Raw genomic sequence first — 18,666 nt, 5'->3', positions numbered from 1 at the left:
CCCCGCGGGCGGGCCTCGCCCCCCGGGTGCCCCGGGCGAGGTGTGCCGGCAGGCGCCGCGCGCGGGTGCACCCGCGCTCGGTCTTCGGGGGCGGCCCCCGGGGTTCCCTCTTCGCCGCCAGTCCTGCCGGGACCGGTCTCCTGCTTCGCTCCTCCTCCACCTAAAGCAGTCGTTTTTTCACTCAACAATCACATGCCCGGTAGTGAACGCCAAACACTGTTTTCCGCCTGTGGATAACTTCGTGAGGGTTGTTTATTTTGCCTGTTCGTGAGGCGCGGAGTTTTCCACAGGGCATGAAAAACGCGCCCGGACGGTGGTGCCGTCCAGGCGCGGTGGTCGTGCCTTTCTTCGAGAGGCTCGCCGGTAAGAAGTTGATGTCCACCGGTATCCGGCGCCGGTTCCCCTTGCGGGCGCTTCGCTGCTCCTCCTCAAGTGCGACCTCGAAGACCGCTCTCCAGGAGCGGACGTCCGCGTGCCTGCGCAGCAGTGCCCTCCGCTCCCGCTCGGTCATGCCGCCCCAGACGCCGAACTCGATGCGATTGTCGAGCGCGTCGGCGAGACATTCCAGCCGTACCGGACAGCCGCGGCACACTTTCTTCGCGTTGTTCTGCTCTGCTCCTTGCACGAACAGGGCGTCAGGATCACCTTCCTGACATAGCGCCTTGGTCGTCCAGTCGATCAGCAGTCCCATCCGCATGACCTCCCCGTGAGATCTTTCCCTTCATACCCCCCGACGACTACATTCGAGTGATCTTTCGATCACACAATGTGGCCGTCAGAACGGACCTTACACCTCTCGTAAGGGTTTGACTACTCTCCGAGACGAAAATCGGACTCCGTGGGACGGCTTCACCCCTCCGATCAATTACGCGATGACAGCTCGCGATAATAACGATTCCGATACGGACGCATCCGCTCTTCCGGATTGCGGCGTATCAATTGCGGGCATACATCTGGCCTTGCATGCGAGCCGCCTTCCGATTCCGGATGCTGCCGTGCCGCACTTCCCGACGTTCGTTCTAATCTGAGGCGGTGGAGACCTTGAAACGCGACCGGAGTCCCTTGAGGGACGGCATCGCGCTGCTGATCTGCGGTGTGCTCGCCGGCGTGCTCGCGGCCGCGGCCGCCTTCCCCCTCGTCGGACTCGGCGGCCTCGTTGCCGAGAACAGCGTCGACTCGTTCGAGTCGCTGCCGACGGAACTCACCAAACCCACCCTGCCGCAGACGACCTATGTGTACGCCTCCGATGGCGAGACGCTCATCACCTCCTTCTACGAAGAGAACCGCCGCGAGGTCACCCTCGACGAGGTCTCCCCGGTCATGATCGACGCGCTCCTGGCCGCCGAGGACTCGAAGTTCTACGAGCACAACGGGGTCGACTGGGCCGGGATCATCCGGGCCGCCGTGGCGAACCAAGGCGGCGACTCCCAGGGGGCGTCGACCCTCACCATGCAGTTCGTACGCAATACCCTGATCTACTCGGCTTCAACCATCGACGAAGTGATCGCCGCGTCCGAGGACACGTACGACCGCAAGCTCCGGGAAGCCCGCTACGCCATGGGCATCGAAGAAACGATGTCCAAAGAGGAGATCCTCGAGGGCTACCTGAACGTGATCTACCTCGGCAACCAGGCCTACGGGGTCCACGCCGGGTCGTACGCCTACTTCAACAAGCCGCCGAGCGATCTCACCGCCGCCGAGGCCGCGACCCTCGCCTCGCTGCCGAAGTTCCCCTCCTTCGCCGACGGCCTCCTCGACGGCGAAGGCGACGACAAGGACATCGTGGACCGCCGCAACTGGGTCCTCGACCGCATGGTCGGCCTCGGCACCCTCGACCAGGCCGCGGCCGACGAGGCCAAAGCCCAGCCGCTCGGCCTGAACCCGCGCCCCGTCCGCAGCGAATGCGTCGACGTCGCGACCCCCAACTGGGGCTTCTTCTGCGACTACTTCAAGGAGTGGTGGGCGAGCCAGGAGGCCTTCGGCGAGACCGAACGCGACCGTATGAGCCTGCTCAAGCGCGGCGGCTTCCGGATCGTCACCAGCCTCGACGCCGACCTCCAGAACCAGGCCACCGAGCGCCTCACCGAAGAGGTGAGCGTCAACAACTCCGCCGCGCTCGGCTCGGTCACCATCACCCCGGGCACCGGGCACGTCCGCGCGATGGCCGTGAACCGCAACTACAGCCTCGACCAGACCGAGAACAAACCCCGGACCGACGGCGACGACAGCAAGCCGTCGAACTACCCGAACACGACCATCCCGCTGCTCAGCGGCAACGAAAAGGTCAACGGCTACCCGGGCGGCTCGACCTTCAAGATGTTCACCATGCTTGCAGCCCTTGACAAGGGCTACCCCCTGGAGACCCGCATCCCCTCACCCGGCAGGTACACCTCCCAGTACCTCATGAGCGGCGCCTCGCTTGACGAATCCGAATCCGACTGCCAACCGTTCCAGCGAGGCGAGGTGCAGTACGCGCACTGGTGCCCGACGAACGACAGCAACTGGTCCTCGGCGCCGCTGAACATGTGGGGCATGTTCGGCCGCTCCTCCAACACCGCGTTCGTGCGGCTTCAGGAGATGGTCGGCGTCAGCGCCGCCTACGAAGCGGCCGTCGCGTCCGGCGTCGACTTCTACAACTCCCCGCTGAACGAGGCGTACGAGGACGGCAGCATCGACGAGTCCCAGGGCACCTTCACCCTCGGCCTCCACTCGACGACGCCGCTGGAAATGGCCGAGTCCTATGCCACAGTCGCCGCGGGCGGGGTCCACTGCGAGCCGCTTCCGGTCATGAAGGTGATCGGCTCTGACGGCAAGGAATGGACCGAAGCCGCTGCGCCGCAATGCAACCAGGCGTTCTCCGAGGAGGTCGCGTACGCGGCCGTCAGCGCCGGGCGCTGCGTGGTGGGCCAGAGCCCCGAGGGTTCCCAGTGCTCCGGCACCGGTACCGCCGCCCGCTACACCGGGGACTTCGGGCGGCCGCTCTTCGGCAAGACCGGGACCGCCGACTCGAACCGGTCGTACTGGTTCATCGGCGCGACCCCGAACGCCGCCACCGCCACGTTCGTCGGCGACCCTGATTCGACACACCGAGCGGACGTCGCCACCTCGTCGCTGAAGGACTCGGTGAAGGCGGCCGGTGTCGCGATCCTCAAGGACGCCGTCCGCGACCTCGAAGAGGAGAACTGGCCCAAGCCCACCGACGACATGGTCAACGGGAAGAACCTGGTCTCGATCCCGTCGATCGACTGCATGGACGCCGACGAGGCGCGCTCGCGCGTCTCCGGCGCCGGGTTCGACGCCGAGATCGCCAGCGGTCAGTACGACTCCGACTGCAAGGAGGGCGAGGCGTTCACGACCACGCCGACCGGCTCGGCGCCCAGCGGCGCGCCGGTGTACATCCTCATCTCGAACGGCAAGGACTACAAGGAGGACGAGAAGCCCGAAGAGGGCGAGACGCCCCCCGGAGCGACCACGCCGCCTGACAGGGACTGAGCCGCAAGCGAACTGCGGGCCCGCGCCTCTCGGCGCGGGCCCGCAGTCCTTTTGGGAGGAAGGAAGTTCGTCAGGGGGCCTTGGGCATCACGAGGGTGCCGGCGGAGGCCCGGTCGGTGGGGACGGTGTGGTGGCCGTCGTCGTGGAGGTGGTTGCCCTCGCGGAGCTGGCCGTCGCGGATGGTCACGGCGCGCTGGGCGCGTTCGGCCACTTCGTGGTCGTGGGTGATGATGAGGATGGTCAGGCCCTCGGCGTGTAGTTCGTCCAATGTGGCCATGATCGAGTCGGCGGTCCTGGAGTCGAGGTTGCCGGTGGGCTCGTCGCACAGCAGCAGGCTCGGCCCGGCCGCGAGGGCGCGGGCGATCGCGACGCGCTGGCGCTCACCGCCGGAGAGGGTCGTGGGCAGCGCGTCGAGGCGGTGGGAGAGGCCGACGAGTTCGAGCTTCTCGCGAGCGATCTGGCGCCGCTTGCGTTTCGGGACCCCTTGGTAGACCAGGGACATCGCGACGTTCTCGGTCGCGGTGCGGTGGGCCATGAGGTGGAAGGCCTGGAAGATGAACCCGATCTTGTCGGCGCGCAGCTGGGTGCGGTGCGCTTCCTTCATCTTCGAGGTGTCGTGCCCGTCGAGCCAGTACGTGCCCGCCGTGGGCGCGTCGAGCAGGCCGAGGAGGTTGAGGAGCGTGGACTTGCCCGAGCCGGAGGGGCCGACGATCGCGACGTACTCGCCGTCCTCGATCCGCAACTCGACGGGTTTCAGCGCTTCGACGGGCGGCGGGCCGGGGTAGGTCATGCCCACCCCGTCGAGTTCGATCAGCGCGCGGCCGCTCTCGGCGGGCCCGGTGTCGACGCGCGCGAACACGGCGGTGTCGTCAGCGGCGGCAGGGCCGTTCGCGGCACCGCCGCTGACGGTCGGCAGGATCATGGTCGCGTCGTCTTCGGTCACGTCTCCAAGACGCCCGAACCGTCGCGAGTGGTTGCACGCCCGACCGGTCGGAGTCCGCCGGCGCCTCAGGAGAAGGCGAAGTCGGCCATCACCGGGCGGTGGTCGGAAGCGGTCGCGTCCAGGACGTCCGAGCCGGTGGCCTCGAGGCCCCGGTAGAGGACCTGGTCGATCCGCGCCAGCGGTGTGTCGGCGGGCCAGGTGAACCCGAAGCCCTCGCCGGCGTCGGCCTGCGCCGAATGGAGCTGGTAGGTGATCGGGGCGAGTGCCCGGTCCTGGGAGGTGCCGTTGAGGTCCCCGGCGAGGATGACGCGGTCGAGCTGCTCGTCGGCGAGGGCTTCGCCGAGGAGCAGGGCGGTCTCGTTGCGCTGGGCGGAGGTGAAGCCCTCGGTGTTGACGCGAACGGACAAGAGGTGCGCGACGTAAATGGCGACGGGTTCGCCGTCGATCTCGACGGCGGCGCGGAAGGCGCGGGCCCAGCCGAGGTCGAGGTCGACCTCGTAGGAGTCGAGGACGGGGTGGGTCGACCAGAGCGCGACGGTGCCGTAGGAGACGGAGTACTCGTACCGGTCGTCGAGGGTCTCGCTCCACGCGCTGCGCTGGTCCTCGGTGAGTTCGACCAGGACGATGACGTCGGGTTCGGCGGCGAGGAGGGTCGCGGCGGTGCCCTCGGTGTCGGTGTTGTTGGCGTTGACGTTGTGGGCGACGACGCGGAAGTCGCCGTCGCCGCCGTGCTTGTCGGGGATGAGCGCGGCGTACATCTGGAACCAGACGAGGCCGGGGAGCAGGGCGCAGATGATGGCGAGGGGCCTGCGGCGGATGGCGGCGAGGACGAGGAGGAGCGGGACGGCGAGGCCGAACCAGGGCAGGAAGGTCTCGATGAGGCTGCCGAGGTTGAACCAGCGGTTGGGGATGAACCGGTGGAGGAGCAGGATCGCGGCGAGGAGCAGCGAGAGGACGATGACCGTCCCGCTGAAGATCTTCCCGCCCGTCGATGATCGACTCACCCGCTGCCGCCTTTCTCCGTGTGAGCGGCGCTGCCGCGCCATTCGCGCCGCCGGCGGCGGCGCGGTCCCGACAGGTTAGCCGCCCGTGGCGAGGTGCGGCGGATGCCGGGCCCCCGTCCGCGGGCCGGGCGCCCGGCGGCCGCGCGCCCAGGCGTGCGGGGCCGCCGTCCGGATAGGGTTCGCGCCATGGAGTTCCTTCCCTATCTCGAGCTGCTGCGCGCGGAGTCCGCGGCGTTCAGTGCCTGCCTCGACAGCGATCTCGATGCGCCCGTTGCGCATTGCGGAGACTGGCGGCTGCGGGACCTCGCCGGGCATCTGGGGCGCGACAACCGCTGGGTGATCGCGGCGGTCACCGAGTTGCGGGGCGACTTCGAGGCGCCGCCCGCGCCGGAGTCGGACGCGGCGATCCGGGCGTGGTTCGACGCCTCGACAGCGGATCTGCTGGCCGCGCTGGACACCGATCCCGAGGCGGAGGCGTGGACGCTGTATCCGCCGCGGACGGTCGGGTTCTGGCACCGGCGGCGCGTCCATGAGACGCTCCTCCACCGGTGGGACGCGCAGCACGCGCTCGGCCGGGCGCTGCCGTTCGACCCGGCGGTGGCCGCGGACGGGGTGGCGGAGGTCTTCGACACGATGGCGCCGCGCCAGGTCAAGCTGGGCCGGGTCGGACCGCCGCGGCACGCACTGCGGCTGCGGGCCACCGACACCGGTGCGTCCTGGACGTACGGTCCGGGCGCGCCCGCCGCCGAGGTCTCGGGGACGGCGGAGCGGCTGCTCCTCATGCTGTGGGGCCGGGTGTCCGCCGACGACGCGTCGATCGCCTGGTCGGGCGACCGCGAGGCGGGCGATGAGGTCCTCGCCGGGCCGCTGACGCCGTGAGGCGTGCTGCGGCCCTTGATCCGACCCTGCTCGGGCCTTTGCAATGCGAAATGCCGGGCCTCCCGATTCGGGAAGCCCGGCATTCCCGGCGGGGGGTTGCACTTGCACCCACTCCGACGGCCGGGTTCAAGCGTTGAGCCGGCGGGCGACGTCGACCACGCGCCGGGTCTGAACCGCGATCGCGGCGCGGTTCTTCTCCCCCACCGGGCCTTTGGCGCCGATGTGGCTGGCGCCGTACGGGTTCCCGACCGCCTCGTCGAACTGCAGCGGGTCGGTGTAGCCGGGGCCGACGATGATCGCGCCCCAGTGGTAGAAGGTGTTGTTCATCGCGAGGATCGTCGACTCCTGGCCGCCGTGGCTGGTCTTGGTCGACGTGAAGGTGGACATGACCTTGTCGACCAGGCCGCCCTCCTGCCAGAGCGGGCCGGTCATGTCGATGAACTGCTTGATCTGGGCGGTCGGGAGGCCGAAGCGGGTGGGCGTGCCCCACATGACCGCGTCGGCCCATTCCAGGTCGCTGATCGCCGCCTCCTCGGCGTCGGCGGTCGCCTCGACGTGCGCGGCCCATTCCTCGTTCGCGGCGATCGCCTCCGGCGGCGCCAGCTCGGCGACTTTGCGGAGGCGCACTTCGGCGCCCGCGTCCCGGCCCGCTTCGGCGGCCGCCCGGGCCATCTCGTACACATTCCCCGTCTGCGAATAGTGGATCACGGCGAGCTTGACCATTGGCGCCCCCTCTGTGTGGCATCGGTGTTGACCCCGTTGCGGTCCTCAAGCCAGTGTTGGCCCGCGCAACATGTCCCAAACATTCCTGCAAATGCGGGGGAAGCGCTGGGGAATCACTGGGAGATGCGGCCCTGAGCAGCCCGGACGTACCCGGAACACCAGGTCGACGGGCAAGAAAAAATCCCAGCTCATCCGCCCTCCCGGGCGTCTGAACTGGGACTCAGTTGGCGGTGGCGGTGGGATTTGAACCCACGGTTGAGGGTTACCCAACACTCGCTTTCGAGGCGAGCTCCTTCGGCCGCTCGGACACGCCACCGCGGAGAACACTACCGGACCGCGGGCGCGCGCGGCGAACCGGGCTCGGCGATCCAGCTCACAGCCAGTCCCCGCAAATTCATGGGATGTTTATGAGAAGCTGGCGTCATGACTGCACACATCTCCGCCAAGCCGGGCGACATCGCCGAGAGCGTCCTCCTTCCCGGGGACCCGCTGCGTGCGAAGTGGATCGCCGAGAACTTCCTCACCGACGCGACCTGCTACACCGAGGTCCGGAACATGTTCGGCTTCACCGGCACCTACAACGGCAAGCGCGTGTCCGTGCAGGGCACCGGGATGGGGCAGCCGTCCGCGTCGATCTACACGCACGAGCTGCTGGAGGTCTACGGCGTCAAGACGGTGGTCCGGGTCGGCTCGGCGGGCGCGATCCACGACCGGATCGAGCTGCGCGACGTGGTGGCCGGGATCGGCGCGTCCACGAACTCCTCGATGAACCGCATCCGCTTCAACGGCGTCGTCGACTACGCGCCGGTGGCCGACTTCGGCCTGCTCCGCGCCTCCGTGGACGCGGCGGCCGCGCGCGGGATCAAACTGCACGTCGGCCAGCTGTACTCCTCCGACACGTTCTACACCGACGCGCCCGAGGTCGAGTCGAAGCTCGCCGACTACGGCATCCTCGCCATCGAGATGGAGGCCGCGGCGATCTACACGCTCGCCGCGAAGTTCCAGGCGCGCGCGCTCGCGCTGTGCACCATCTCCGACCACATCCTCAAGGGCACCGAGCTGCCCGCTGCCGACCGGCAGGAGTCGTTCTCCGAGATGGTGGAGATCGCTCTGGACGCAGTCACCGCCTAAGACCTCGGAGGGAGGCCCGGCTCGCGCGAGCCGGGCCTTTCGCCTACCCGGCGGCCTGCTCGAGGACCGCCGCGAGCTCGGCCCCCAGGTACGGGCCGAGGGTCGCGGCGTAGGTGTTGGTGAGGTGGGCGTCGTCGCGGTAGACGAGGACGTTGCCGATCACGGGCGGGCAGGCCCGCGGCCCGCAGATGTAGTCGGTGAGGTCGACCTTGTGGACGCCCGGAGGTACCTCCAATGCCTCGAACGCCCCCTCGTCGTAGTACGAGGCCCGGTCCACGGTGCATTCGCTCGCGTTGCGGCCGTTGAGGTCCACGCACAGCGGGATGTCGAAGCGGGGGCTCGGGGTGTCGCGCAGGGCGACGACCGCGGCACCCGTGGCGACGAGCTGCCCGTAGCGGTCGGTGTAGTCGGGGAAGGTCTCGTACGCCTCGTAGCCGACCCGCGAGCCGTAGGTGAGGACCAGGTCGGGGGCGATCCGGTCGATCTCGGCGACGACGTCGTCGTTCCACGCCGCGCAGGAGCGGTAGCGCTCCTCGCCCAGGGCCTCCTGGCCGGTCTCGATGATGCAGGCGTTCTTCGTGTACGCGATGACGTGCCAGTCCCGGGCCTCGGCGGCGTCGAGCACGGCCGGGAGCCACTGCCAGATCTTGGAGCCGCCGTACATGACGACCGTGGCGGTGGCATCGGCTTCGTCGACGCCGAAGTCGCAGCGGATCGGCTCGTAACCCTCCATGGTCTGGTTGCAGCGGCCCGAGAGCGCGGGGTCGTAGTCCTCGGCGGCATCTAGTGTGGAGGGCGCGAAGGCGGTCTCGGGGACGTCGAGTCCTTCGGCGAGGGCGGCCGCGCCCGGGTACCGGTCGGGGTCGGCGGCGGCTTCGGCGAGCCGGTCGCGCTCGAAGGAGATGTACCAGGTCAGGGCCGCATACGAGGCGAGGACGAGCGCGAGGCACGCGGCGCCGAGCGCGAAGGCGCCCCGCATCGTCCGCTGGCCGAACCCCGTTGCGGGGAGCCGCTGCTCGAGCGCCCAGTGCGTGGCCCAGGCGAGGAGGGTCGCGGCGGCGAGGATGCCGAGGCCGCCGAGGAGCGTTGCGGTGTCGCGGCCGGTGGCGGTGAGGTAGCAGATGAGGATCGGCCAGTGCCACAGGTAGAGCGTGTACGAGAGGTCGCCGAGCCACTGCACGGGCCGCGTGTTCAGCAGCCGTCCCGCGCCGCCGCCCGGACTGAGGGAGGCGGCGGCGACGACCGCGCATGCGCCGCCCACCGGCCAGAGCGCGGCCAGCCCGGGGAACTCGGTGCTGTCGAGGAAGAACCCGGCGCCGAGGAGCACCGCGACGCCCGCCCAGCCGAGCATTGCCGCCGTCCATTTGGCTTGCGGCGCATCGGGTTCCGCGAAGGCGGTGCGCAGGCGCGGGAGCGCGACGGCGAGGAGGCCGCCGGCGGCGAACTGCCACAGGCGGGCGCGGAGGTCGAAGTACGCGAAGGCCTGGTTCGCGTCGGTCTCCCACAGCGCGAACGCGAACGAGGCCGCGAAGACGAGCGCGAGGGCGGCGGCGAGCACGCGGCGGCGGCTCCAGCCGGCGCGGGCGGCGAGCCAGGCGCTGGCGGCGGTGAGGACCGGCCACAGGACGTAGAACTGGGCTTGGACGCCCATGGACCAGTAGTGCTGGACGATGCTCGCGCCGTTGTTCGAGGAGAGGTAGTCGACGGAGTGGACGGCGAGGTTCCAGTTGCCGTAGTAGAGGGCCGAGGCGAGGATGTCGCCGAGCTGCTGGTTCCAGGTGGCGCGCGGGAGCCAGATGACGGTGAGGAGCACGGTGGCCGCGGCGACGACGAGCGCGGGCGGGAAGATGCGGCGCACGATGCGGGCGGCGAAGGCGAGGGGGCGTACGGAGCCGGTGCGTTCGACCGAGCGGAGGAGGCTCGCGGTGATGAAGAAGCCGGAGAGCAGGAGGAATACGTCGACGCCGCCGGAGACGCGGTCGAACCAGATGTGGTAGACGGCGATGACGACGATGGCGATGCCGCGCAGGCCGTCGATCTCGCGCAGGCGCGGCGGCCGTGCGGCCGGTTCCGGGCGCGCGGGGGCGGGGGCCGGGGCGGCGCCGGTCGGGGCGCTGGTGCTCGCGGGGCTGGTCATCGGACTCCGGGGGAGGCGGCGTGCTGGGGCACGGGTCTGGCGGCGCGGGTTCGGCGGCTCGGTGCAGTGGCTCGGTGCGGTGGTTCCCCGAGGGTAGCCGCGGCGGGTACGGGCACGGAGCGGGCGGCTGCGGCGTTGCGCGCGTACAGGGTCCGGGCGGTTGCGGCGAACGCGGGTGCGGCGGTTCGCGGCGGACGCCCGCAGATCGGGCGTTCGCGAGCGCCCCCGATTCGATGGTGCCCTAGGGGTACGACACGGCAGGTGGCCGGCGCGGGCTGTGGCCAGCGCGGGTTGCGGGGGGGCGGGTTGCGGGGGGGCGGGTTGCGGGGGGGGCGGGTTGCGGGGGCGGGCTGCCGCCGGGCGGGTTGCGGGCGTGAGGACGTGGGCGCGGCCAGCGTGGTAGGCGGCGAGCTGCGGACGGGTGCGTCTCTGTCCGGTCGGATCGGTGGATCCGGCGGGTTTCGGTGGTTCTGCGCCAATCGGGCGTTCGCGGGCGCCTCGATTCGATGGTGCCCGACGGGTACGACGGGGTCCTGGACCTGGGGTTACACCGGAGAGTGAACAACTGAATTACCCATGCGGCGAATGCGTTGACACGCGCGGATTCGCGGGACACAATAAGCTTGCCTTAACGATCGTTAAGGGACTGACTTCGGCGAGGAGGCCGTGCCGTGGAATTCGGGGACTACCCGGCCGAACGGGAGCGCATCGAGCGCGGCGGCGCCGAGAAGTACCACCAGGCCGCGGCCGCCGCGGGCAAGTACCACGCCCGCGAGCGCATCCGCCGCCTGTGCGACCCCGACTCGTTCCGCGAGGACAACCTCTGGGCCAACCCCGACCCGCAGCTCCCCGCCGACGGCGTGGTCGTCGGCACCGCCACCGTGCAGGGCCGCCCGATCCGGCTCGTCGCCAACGACTCCACCGTGAAGGCCGGGTCCTGGGGCGCGCGCACCGTCGAGAAGATCATCCGCACCGTCGAAGCCGCACAGCTCGAGCAGCACCCCCTCGTCTACCTCGTCGACTCCGCCGGGGCCCGCATCACCGACCAGGTACAGCTCTTCCCCGGCCGCCGCGGTGCCGGCCGCATCTTCCACGAGCAGGTCCGCGCCTCCGGACGCATCCCCCAGGCCTGCGCGCTCTTCGGTCCCAGCGCCGCGGGCGGCGCGTACATTCCCGCGTTCTGCGACATCGTCGCCATGGTCGACGGCAACGCCTCGATGTACCTCGGCAGCCCGCGGATGGTCGAGATGGTCACCGGCGAGAAGACCACCCTCGAGGAGATGGGCGGCGCGCGCGTCCACTGCGAGCAGTCCGGCGTCGGGCACTTCCTGTGCCGCAACGAGGACGAGGCGATCGCCTCTGTCAGGCGCTGGCTCTCCTACCTGCCCTCGAACTGGACGCAGCCCGCGCCGGTGCGCGCGGCCCGCCCTCCGCTGCCGGTCGACCTCGCCGCCGCGATCCCCGCCAGCGAGGCCGCACCGTTCGACATGCACTCCGTGCTCGACGGCCTCGTCGACCGCGACTCCCTGCTCGAGGTGCAGGCCCGCTGGGCCGGGGAGCTCATCACCGCGTTCGCGCGCCTCGACGGCAGGCCCGTCGGGATCGTCGCCAACAACTCCGCGGTGCGCGGCGGCGTCCTCTTCTCCGACTCCGCCGACAAGGCCGCCCGGTTCGTGTCCACATGCGACTCGTTCAACGTGCCGCTGCTGTTCCTGGCCGACGTCCCCGGGTTCATGGTCGGCTCGGCCGTCGAGCACGGCGGCATCATCCGCCACGGCGCCAAGATGATCGCCGCCGTCGCCGAGGCCACGGTCCCCAAGATCTGCGTCGTCGTCCGCAAGGCCTACGGCGCCGGCCTCTACGCCATGGCCGGCCCCGCCTTCGGGTCCGACGCCACGATCGCGCTGCCGAGCGCCCGCATCGCCGTCATGGGCGCCGAAGCGGCCGTCAACGCCGTGTACGCCAACAAGATCGCGCAGATCGAAGACCCCGCCCAGCGCGAGCGGTTCGTCGCCGACAAGCGGGCCGAGTACGAAGCCGACGTCGACCTGCGCCGCCTCGCCGGCGAGCTCGTCGTCGACGACATCCTCGAACCCGCCGCACTCCGCGACGACCTCATCGCCCGATACCGCCGGCTGACCCACAAGGACCGCCGGTTCTCCGACCGCAGACACCCGATCACACCGGTGTAGCTGCGAGCCGCAATAGAGAAGGAGCAGCAGCCATGAGACTCGACCTCGAGCAGACCGAATTCGCCGCCGCCGTGCGCGCCTTCGCCCAGGACCGGATCAAACCCGTCATCGGCGACTTCTACGAGCGCGGCGAGTTCCCCGCCGACCTCATCCGCGAGCTGGGCAAACTCGGCGTCCTGGGCGTCACGCTCCCCGAGGAGTACGGCGGCGCCGGAGCCGGGCTCTTCATGCTCGGCCTCGCGCTCGAGGAGATCGCCCGCGTCGACGCCTCCGTCGCCGTCACCGTCGAGGCCTCGGTGACCCTCGGCGCCGAGGGCATCGCCCGCTTCGGCAGCCCCGAGCAGCGGGCCAAATGGCTCCCGCGCCTCGCCTCCGGGCAGGGCCTCGTCGCCTTCGCCCTCACCGAGCCGGGCGGCGGCACCGACGCCGGGCACACCGACACCAAGGCCCGCATCGAGAACGGCGAATGGGTCATCGACGGCGCCAAGTGCTTCATCACCAACGCCGGCACCGAGATGACCGACCTCATCGTGGCCACCGCCCAGACCGGCCCCGGCGAGGTCTCCTGCATCGCCGTCGAACCCGGCACGCCCGGGCTCGAGATCGGCCCCGAGTACTCCAAGGTCGGCTGGAGGGCCTCCGACACCCGGCCCGTCTACTTCGACGGCTGCCGCGTGCCCGAGGCGAACCTCGTCGGCCAGCGCGGGCGCGGTTTCGTGCAGTTCCTGGAGCTGCTGGACGCGGGCCGGGTCGCTCTTGCGGCGCTGGCGACGGGTTCGGCGCAGGGGTGCCTGGACGAGTCGCTGGTCCATGCGAAGGAGCGGGAGGCGTTCGGGCGGCCGATCGCGGAGAACCAGTCGATCGCGTTCATGCTGGCGGACATGCGGTTGCGTGCGCATACGTCGCGGTTGGCGTGGCAGGACGCGGCGGCGAAGGCGGATGCGGGGGAGCCGTTCGGGACTGATGCGGCGCTGGCGAAACTGCACGCGTCGCAGGCGGCGGTGGAGAATGCGCGGGAGGCGACGCAGATCTTCGGCGGGTACGGGTTCATGAACGAGACGCCGGTGGCGCGGGCGTGGAGGGACTGCAAGGTGCTGGAGATCGGGGAGGGCACGAATGAGGTGCAGCGGATGCTGATCGCGCGGTCGCTGGGGGTGTAGCGGGCGTGGTTGGGGCTGTGAGCTTCCTGAGAACTTGATGAAGCTTCAACTAAAGTTCTTGATCTGGGGCGGTATCCCGTGACAGGCTCGGGTTTGCGGCGTTAGCGTTGCGGCCGCAGGCGCCGCAACGGCACGGCCCCGGCTCGCAGGCATGCCGCGGCCGGCCATGGCGCCCACGAGCGCGAGGAGCTTGACTATGACCGACACCAGGACCGGATCCGATCTGGCGGGGCGAGTGTTGACCAAGGCCGTCACCTCCCGTCGCGGCGTGATGTGCGGGCTTGCCGGGCTGGGGGCGGCGGGTGCGCTGGCCGCGTGCGGCACGGCCGAGTCCCCGAACGGGAGCGAGTCGACGACGGGCGCAGCGGATCCGTCCACTGAGGGTGGTTCGACCACGGAGGGCAGCGGCGGCGCGGGGATCGCGGCGACTGCGGACGTTCCCGTGGGCGGGGGCCTCGTCGTGGACGAGACGGTGATCGTGCAGCCGACGGCTGACGAGTTCCTGGCGTTCTCGGCCGTGTGCCCGCACCAGGGCGCGATCGTCGACGCCCCTGACGCGGACGGCAACATCATCTGCCCGCGGCACCAGTCGACGTGGACGATCGAGGGCGAGCTGGAGGAGGGCCCGGCAGAGGTGAACCTTCCCGCAGTGGAGATCACCGTCGAGGACGGCCAGATCTCGCTCGCTTAGGCGCGTATGCGAAAGCGGCCGGGGCGCTTGGCGCTCCGGCCGCTTTCGCATTGCGTATGAAGGGCTCGCGTTCGGCGTCCTGGGGACGGTTCGCTCGCGCGCCCGCGGGCCTACGTCAGGGCGTCGGCGGCGGCCGGGTCCGAGTCGCGCAGGAACTGCGCGCAGCGGGCGGCCTCGTCGGCTTCGCCGATGGCGGCGGCGGCGCGCGAGAGCTGGTGCAGGGACTTGAGGAAGCCGCGGTTCGGCTTGTGGTCCCAGGGGATCGGGCCGTGGCCCTTCCAGCCGCTGCGGCGCAGCTGGTCGAGTCCCCGGTGGTAGCCGGTGCGCGCGAAGGCGTACGCGGCGACGTCGTCGCCCGACTCCAGGGCGTTCTTCGCGAGGCGGGCCCAGGCGGCGCAGAACCACGGGAAGCGGCGGACCGTGTCCTCGGGCGTGTGCTCGTCGAGGAACTTCCTGGCCTCGGTGTCCTCGGGCAGTTTCGTCGCCGGAGGCTGGGACATGAGATTCTGCGGAGCCAAGACGGCGTCCCTCCAAAAGTAGGGTTCTCACTCTAGGGTCGAGTCGCTGTGAAAGCAGTGGGCCAAGCCTAACCCCGCGTTCGCGGCGTCCTCCACAGCCCGCTGGTCCTCGGGCGCTTCGCCGGTCCGCGGCCGCTTCGGGGCGGTCAGGTGGACGGCGAGGGCGCCGAGGAGGGCGGCGAGGAAGGACGCGCAGAGCACGCCGATCTTGCCCTCGTCGGTGAGGAGCTGGGCGTCGCCGCCGCGGAAGGCGAGTTCGGTGATGAAGAGCGCCACGGTGAAGCCGATGCCCGCGACCATCGCGATGGCGGCGAGGAGGGGCCAGGTGGTGCCGGTGGGCATGCGGCCCCAGCCGAGTTTCACGACGAGCCAGGTTGCGGCGGTGATGCCGACGAGCTTCCCGACGACGAGGCCGAGGACGATCCCGAGCGTCACCGTGGAGGTGAGCGCGGTGGCGAACAGGTCGGCGGAGAGGGCGACGCCGGCGTTGGCGAGGGCGAACAGCGGGAGGACCACGAACGAGGAGAACTGGTGGTTGCGGGCCTGGATGCGCTCGGTCGGGGGCACGGCGTCGCGGGCGAACTTGACGAGCCGCTCGGTCTCCTCGGCGGTGAGGCCGCCCTTGGCCATCTCCTGCGCTTCGGCGTGGGCGACCTGCGGGTCGAGGAGGGGCTTGGCGGAGATGATGAGGCCCATGACGACGCCGGCGATGGTGGCGTGCACGCCGGATTCGAGCATGGCGACCCACAGGAGCACGCCGATGACGAGGTAGACGGGCCCGGACCAGACGTTGAGGACCCGCAGGAGGACCGCGACGGCGATGAGCGCGCCGGCGACGGCGAGCCAGGCCATCGAGAGGTCCTCGGTGTAGAACACGGCGATGACGGCGATCGCGCCGAGGTCGTCGACGATGGCGAGGGTGAGCAGGAAGATCCGCGCCGACGAGGGGATGCGGGAGCCGAAGAGGGCGAGGACGCCGACGGCGAACGCGATGTCGGTGGCCATGGGGATGCCCCAGCCGCCCGCGCCCGCGCCGCCGGCGTTGAGGGCGGTGTAGATGAGGGCCGGCGCCGCCATGCCGCCGACGGCGGCGGCGATCGGAGGAACGGCGTTGCGGGGGTTGGAGAGTTCCCCGGAGACGATCTCGCTCTTGATCTCCACGCCCACGACGAAGAAGAAGATGGCCATGAGGCCGTCGTTGATCCAGTCCTTGAGCGTGTGGTGGAGTTCGAAGCCGCCGAACTGGAACGTGATGTCGAGGCCCCACACCGCCACGTAGGAGTCGGCCCACGGCGAGTTGGCCCACAGCATGGCGATGACCGCGCAGGCGACGAGGACGAGGCCCGCCGCCGGCTCGATCTTGAGGAACTCGGCGGCGGGGCGGCCGACGTAGCGGGCGAGCGAGCGTCGCGAGTAGAGGAACGCGGGCTCGGAGCGCCAGACCGGTGACTTCCAGGGTTCCTTCGACTGCGTCATGCGAGTGAGCCTATCGACCTGTCAGATATCGGCGCGCGTCGTCGTCACTTCTCGTATGCCCGTGCCACAGGTTCCGTCTCGGGCTCCCACACCTGCATGCCGGTGAGGCCGGGCACGGACTCGCGGGTGAACACCGGGTCGAGGCCGGCCTTGCGCTGCTTGTCGTAATCGCGCAAGACTTTCACCGTCACCCCGGTCAGGCCGAGCACGGCGACGAGGTTGACGGTGGCCATGAGCCCCATGGTGACGTCGGCGATGCTCCACACGGTCTCGAGCGAGGCGACCGAGCCGAGGAGGACGAGGCCGACGACGACGACCCGCAGCGCGCCGACCGTCCAGCGGCTGTCGCGGAGGTACCGGACGCTGCTCTCGCCGTAGAAGTAGTTGCCGACCACGGAGGTGAAGGTGAACAGCACCAGGATGAGCGCCATGACCTGGAGGGCCCAGCCGCCGAGGGCCGCGTCCACGCCGCGGGTCACCAGGTTGACGTTCGCGTCCCCGTACACCGGGTTCGTGGTGAGGATGATGAACGCCGAGATCGAGCAGATGAAGATCGTGTCGAAGTAGACGCCGAACGCCTGCGTCAGGCCCTGCTTGACCGGGTGGCTCACCGTGGCGGTGGCGCCGGCGTTCGGGGCCGAGCCCATGCCGCCCTCGTTGGAGAACATGCCGCGGCGCACGCCCTGGATGATGACAGTGCCGAGCGCGGCCCCGGCGAACTGCTCGATCCCGAACGCGGAGTTGAAGATGCTCGCGATCGCGCCGGGGAGCTCATCGGCGTTGATGACGACGATCGCGGTGCCCAGGCCCAGGTACACCAGGGCCATGGCGGGCACGGCGAGCTGCGCGAAGTGGGCGATGCGCTGCAGGCCGCCGAAGACGACGGCCGCGGTGATCGCGGCGAGGACGATCCCGATGATCCAGGCGGTGGCGCCGCCGGTGGCCACGCCCATCCCGTCGAGCGAGTCGCTGACGGCGCCGGTGAAGGTGTTGGCCTGCACCATGTTGAAGCTGAACGGGTACGTGAAGATGAGGATGACGGCGAAGACCGCGCCGAGCCAGGGCGCCTTGAGGCCGTGCTTCATGTAGTAGGAGGGCCCGCCCTTGAACCCCTCGGGGGTGCGCTCCTTGTAGACCTGCGCGAGCGTCGACTCGGCGAACGCGGTGGCGGCCACCGTGATCGCCATGATCCACATCCAGAAGACCGCACCGGGCCCGCCGACCGCGATCGCGGTCGAGACGCCCACGATGTTGCCGGTGCCGACGCGGGCGGCCGAGGAGATCGCGAACGCCTGGAACGCCGAGACCCGGCGGTGGCCCTCCGTGCCCTCGCCCGGGTCCTCGCGCAGGCCCTTGATCATCTGCCCGAACAGCCGGAACTGCACGCCCCTGGTGAGCACCAGGTAGAGGAGGCTGGTGACGACGATGAGCGGAATGACCACCCAGGCCCAGTACTGGTCGTTCCAGGACAGCAACCGGTCCACTTCGGCTCCTTCGGTCGGGCGCGCAGGCATCGGCCTGCTGTCGGGCGGTCAGGCTGGTGGCCTGAACCTAGCGGTCCGCCGGGGGTGCTCGCTGGGGATTCCGGGCGAGGCGGCCCCGTGACGGTATCGGAGCAGAACAGGACAAGGCAAGCGAAAAGGACGGTCGAGACCGTTTCGTCACCGAAGCGCGACTAGAGCGCGACAGTCCGGTCGCGCAGCGGCCACCCGAGTGTGCTCGCGCTCCTCAGGTTCGCATTCGTTTCGACTGCGCCGCTTTACGAAGCGGCTTGGCACTCCGGGCACAGGCCCCGGTAGGCGATGGAGGCGCGGGTGACGGTGAAGCCGTGCCGCTCGTCGCCGGGGAGCCAGTCCACCGGGTCGGCCATGGCGTGCACGTCCTTCATCAGGCCGCAGCCCTCGCAGATGAGGTGGTGGTGCTCATGGTCGGCGTTGGGGTCGTAGCGCTTCGAGCGGCCGTCGAAGGTGAGCTCGAGGACCTCGCCGAGCGCGACCATCTCGTTGAGCGTGTTGTAGACCGTGGCGCGCGAGAGCTCCGGCATGCGCTCGACCGCGCGCTCCAGGATCTGCTCGGCGGTGAAGTGCACGTGGGAGCCCTCGAGGGTCTCAGCGATCACGCGTCGCTGAGGAGTGATGCGCCAGTTGTGGCGTCGAAGTCGGGTAACGAGGTCGCTCATGCTGTTCTCTCACGCGGTCGGGGCATTGAACACCACTCTAGCAGGCGAAACGCTGTGGCACTAACTACCCTGGACTGGATCTTGACTTAGACCTAGTCTAAGCTAGGATCGAGTCGAAGCCAAGGATTCCGTCAGCGGCCG

At 69.9% G+C, this 18,666-nt stretch carries 14 protein-coding genes, 1 tRNA gene and 1 pseudogene; 6 read left to right on the top strand and 10 right to left on the bottom strand.

Annotated features, from left to right (window positions below; translation table 11 throughout):
• Positions 1-415 precede the first annotated feature (415 nt).
• Positions 416-691: pseudogene (locus O1R50_RS26585) on the bottom strand (WhiB family transcriptional regulator); the annotation flags it as partial.
• Positions 692-1,032: 341 nt separating this feature from the next.
• Here O1R50_RS26585 and O1R50_RS24955 point away from each other — a divergent pair.
• The gene (locus tag O1R50_RS24955; protein ID WP_270112973.1) at positions 1,033-3,492 is read left to right on the top strand and encodes a transglycosylase domain-containing protein; all 2,460 of its coding nucleotides are present in this window, start codon (positions 1,033-1,035) and stop codon (positions 3,490-3,492) included.
• A gap of 70 nt (positions 3,493-3,562) precedes the next feature.
• Here O1R50_RS24955 and O1R50_RS24950 read toward each other — a convergent pair whose 3' ends face one another.
• A complete protein-coding gene (locus O1R50_RS24950; RefSeq protein ID WP_408612812.1) occupies positions 3,563-4,282 on the bottom strand; it encodes an ABC transporter ATP-binding protein in 720 nt (239 codons plus the stop codon).
• 218 nt (positions 4,283-4,500) lie between these two features.
• The gene (locus O1R50_RS24945) at positions 4,501-5,439 is read right to left on the bottom strand and encodes an endonuclease/exonuclease/phosphatase family protein (RefSeq protein WP_270112971.1); all 939 of its coding nucleotides are present in this window, start codon (positions 5,437-5,439) and stop codon (positions 4,501-4,503) included.
• Positions 5,440-5,625: 186 nt separating this feature from the next.
• Here O1R50_RS24945 and O1R50_RS24940 point away from each other — a divergent pair, with 186 nt between their 5' ends.
• A complete protein-coding gene (locus O1R50_RS24940) occupies positions 5,626-6,318 on the top strand; it encodes a maleylpyruvate isomerase family mycothiol-dependent enzyme (protein ID WP_270112970.1) in 693 nt (230 codons plus the stop codon).
• A gap of 126 nt (positions 6,319-6,444) precedes the next feature.
• Here the strand turns inward: O1R50_RS24940 and wrbA are convergent, their stop codons facing one another.
• On the bottom strand, positions 6,445-7,041 hold the full coding sequence (gene wrbA / locus O1R50_RS24935) for an NAD(P)H:quinone oxidoreductase (protein ID WP_270112969.1): 597 nt from the start codon (positions 7,039-7,041) through the stop codon (positions 6,445-6,447).
• Between the two features lie 225 nt (positions 7,042-7,266).
• Positions 7,267-7,357, bottom strand: a tRNA-Ser gene (locus tag O1R50_RS24930).
• A gap of 107 nt (positions 7,358-7,464) precedes the next feature.
• On the opposite strand from O1R50_RS24930, the gene deoD reads away from it, so the two are divergent.
• Positions 7,465-8,172 (top strand): purine-nucleoside phosphorylase, encoded by a 708-nt coding sequence (deoD, locus tag O1R50_RS24925; RefSeq protein ID WP_270112968.1) that lies wholly within the window; start codon positions 7,465-7,467, stop codon positions 8,170-8,172.
• 43 nt (positions 8,173-8,215) lie between these two features.
• On the opposite strand, the gene O1R50_RS24920 is transcribed toward deoD, so the two are convergent.
• Positions 8,216-10,309 (bottom strand): acyltransferase family protein, encoded by a 2,094-nt coding sequence (locus tag O1R50_RS24920; RefSeq protein WP_270112967.1) that lies wholly within the window; start codon positions 10,307-10,309, stop codon positions 8,216-8,218.
• Positions 10,310-10,980: 671 nt separating this feature from the next.
• Here O1R50_RS24920 and O1R50_RS24915 point away from each other — a divergent pair.
• The 3 genes from O1R50_RS24915 (at position 10,981) to O1R50_RS24905 (ending at position 14,352) form a co-directional block, all read left to right on the top strand.
• Positions 10,981-12,501 carry an acyl-CoA carboxylase subunit beta gene (locus O1R50_RS24915; protein ID WP_270112966.1) on the top strand — a complete coding sequence of 507 codons (1,521 nt, stop codon included), beginning with the start codon at positions 10,981-10,983 and terminating at the stop codon, positions 12,499-12,501.
• A gap of 32 nt (positions 12,502-12,533) precedes the next feature.
• A complete protein-coding gene (locus O1R50_RS24910) occupies positions 12,534-13,661 on the top strand; it encodes an acyl-CoA dehydrogenase family protein (RefSeq protein ID WP_270112965.1) in 1,128 nt (375 codons plus the stop codon).
• Positions 13,662-13,857: 196 nt separating this feature from the next.
• Entirely contained in the window at positions 13,858-14,352 is a 495-nt protein-coding gene (locus tag O1R50_RS24905) for a Rieske (2Fe-2S) protein (protein ID WP_270112964.1), read from the top strand.
• Positions 14,353-14,462: 110 nt separating this feature from the next.
• Here the strand turns inward: O1R50_RS24905 and O1R50_RS24900 are convergent, their stop codons facing one another.
• The 4 genes from O1R50_RS24900 to O1R50_RS24885 form a co-directional block, all read right to left on the bottom strand.
• Positions 14,463-14,852, bottom strand: a complete 390-nt coding sequence (locus O1R50_RS24900) for a DUF3151 domain-containing protein (RefSeq protein WP_205325948.1) — start codon at positions 14,850-14,852, stop codon at positions 14,463-14,465.
• Between the two features lie 45 nt (positions 14,853-14,897).
• Positions 14,898-16,346, bottom strand: coding sequence for a Na+/H+ antiporter NhaA (gene nhaA, locus O1R50_RS24895; protein WP_270112962.1), 1,449 nt, complete (start codon positions 16,344-16,346; stop codon positions 14,898-14,900).
• 44 nt (positions 16,347-16,390) lie between these two features.
• Positions 16,391-17,830, bottom strand: a complete 1,440-nt coding sequence (locus O1R50_RS24890) for an alanine/glycine:cation symporter family protein (RefSeq protein WP_270112961.1) — start codon at positions 17,828-17,830, stop codon at positions 16,391-16,393.
• A gap of 275 nt (positions 17,831-18,105) precedes the next feature.
• Positions 18,106-18,525: a Fur family transcriptional regulator gene (locus tag O1R50_RS24885; protein ID WP_270112960.1), complete on the bottom strand. Its 420-nt coding sequence runs from the start codon at positions 18,523-18,525 to the stop codon at positions 18,106-18,108.
• Positions 18,526-18,666 lie beyond the last annotated feature (141 nt).

Origin of the sequence: Glycomyces luteolus, assembly GCF_027622875.1 — a bacterium.
Lineage (GTDB): Bacteria > Actinomycetota > Actinomycetes > Mycobacteriales > Micromonosporaceae > Glycomyces > Glycomyces luteolus.
The sequence above is the reverse complement of the archived record's forward strand: the minus strand, read 5'-3'. Positions and strand labels throughout refer to the sequence as shown.

What these genes read in the sequence shown, in the direction of transcription:
- O1R50_RS24950 (WP_408612812.1), bottom strand. Translation starts at nt 4,282, where the DNA reads ATGACCTACCCCGGCCCGCCGCCCGTCGAAGCGCTGAAACCCGTCGAG.
- O1R50_RS24940 (WP_270112970.1), top strand. Translation starts at nt 5,626, where the DNA reads ATGGAGTTCCTTCCCTATCTCGAGCTGCTGCGCGCGGAGTCCGCGGCG.
- wrbA (WP_270112969.1), bottom strand. Translation starts at nt 7,041, where the DNA reads ATGGTCAAGCTCGCCGTGATCCACTATTCGCAGACGGGGAATGTGTAC.
- deoD (WP_270112968.1), top strand. Translation starts at nt 7,465, where the DNA reads ATGACTGCACACATCTCCGCCAAGCCGGGCGACATCGCCGAGAGCGTC.
- O1R50_RS24920 (WP_270112967.1), bottom strand. Translation starts at nt 10,309, where the DNA reads ATGACCAGCCCCGCGAGCACCAGCGCCCCGACCGGCGCCGCCCCGGCC.
- O1R50_RS24910 (WP_270112965.1), top strand. Translation starts at nt 12,534, where the DNA reads ATGAGACTCGACCTCGAGCAGACCGAATTCGCCGCCGCCGTGCGCGCC.
- O1R50_RS24905 (WP_270112964.1), top strand. Translation starts at nt 13,858, where the DNA reads ATGACCGACACCAGGACCGGATCCGATCTGGCGGGGCGAGTGTTGACC.
- O1R50_RS24900 (WP_205325948.1), bottom strand. Translation starts at nt 14,852, where the DNA reads ATGTCCCAGCCTCCGGCGACGAAACTGCCCGAGGACACCGAGGCCAGG.
- nhaA (WP_270112962.1), bottom strand. Translation starts at nt 16,346, where the DNA reads ATGACGCAGTCGAAGGAACCCTGGAAGTCACCGGTCTGGCGCTCCGAG.
- O1R50_RS24885 (WP_270112960.1), bottom strand. Translation starts at nt 18,525, where the DNA reads ATGAGCGACCTCGTTACCCGACTTCGACGCCACAACTGGCGCATCACT.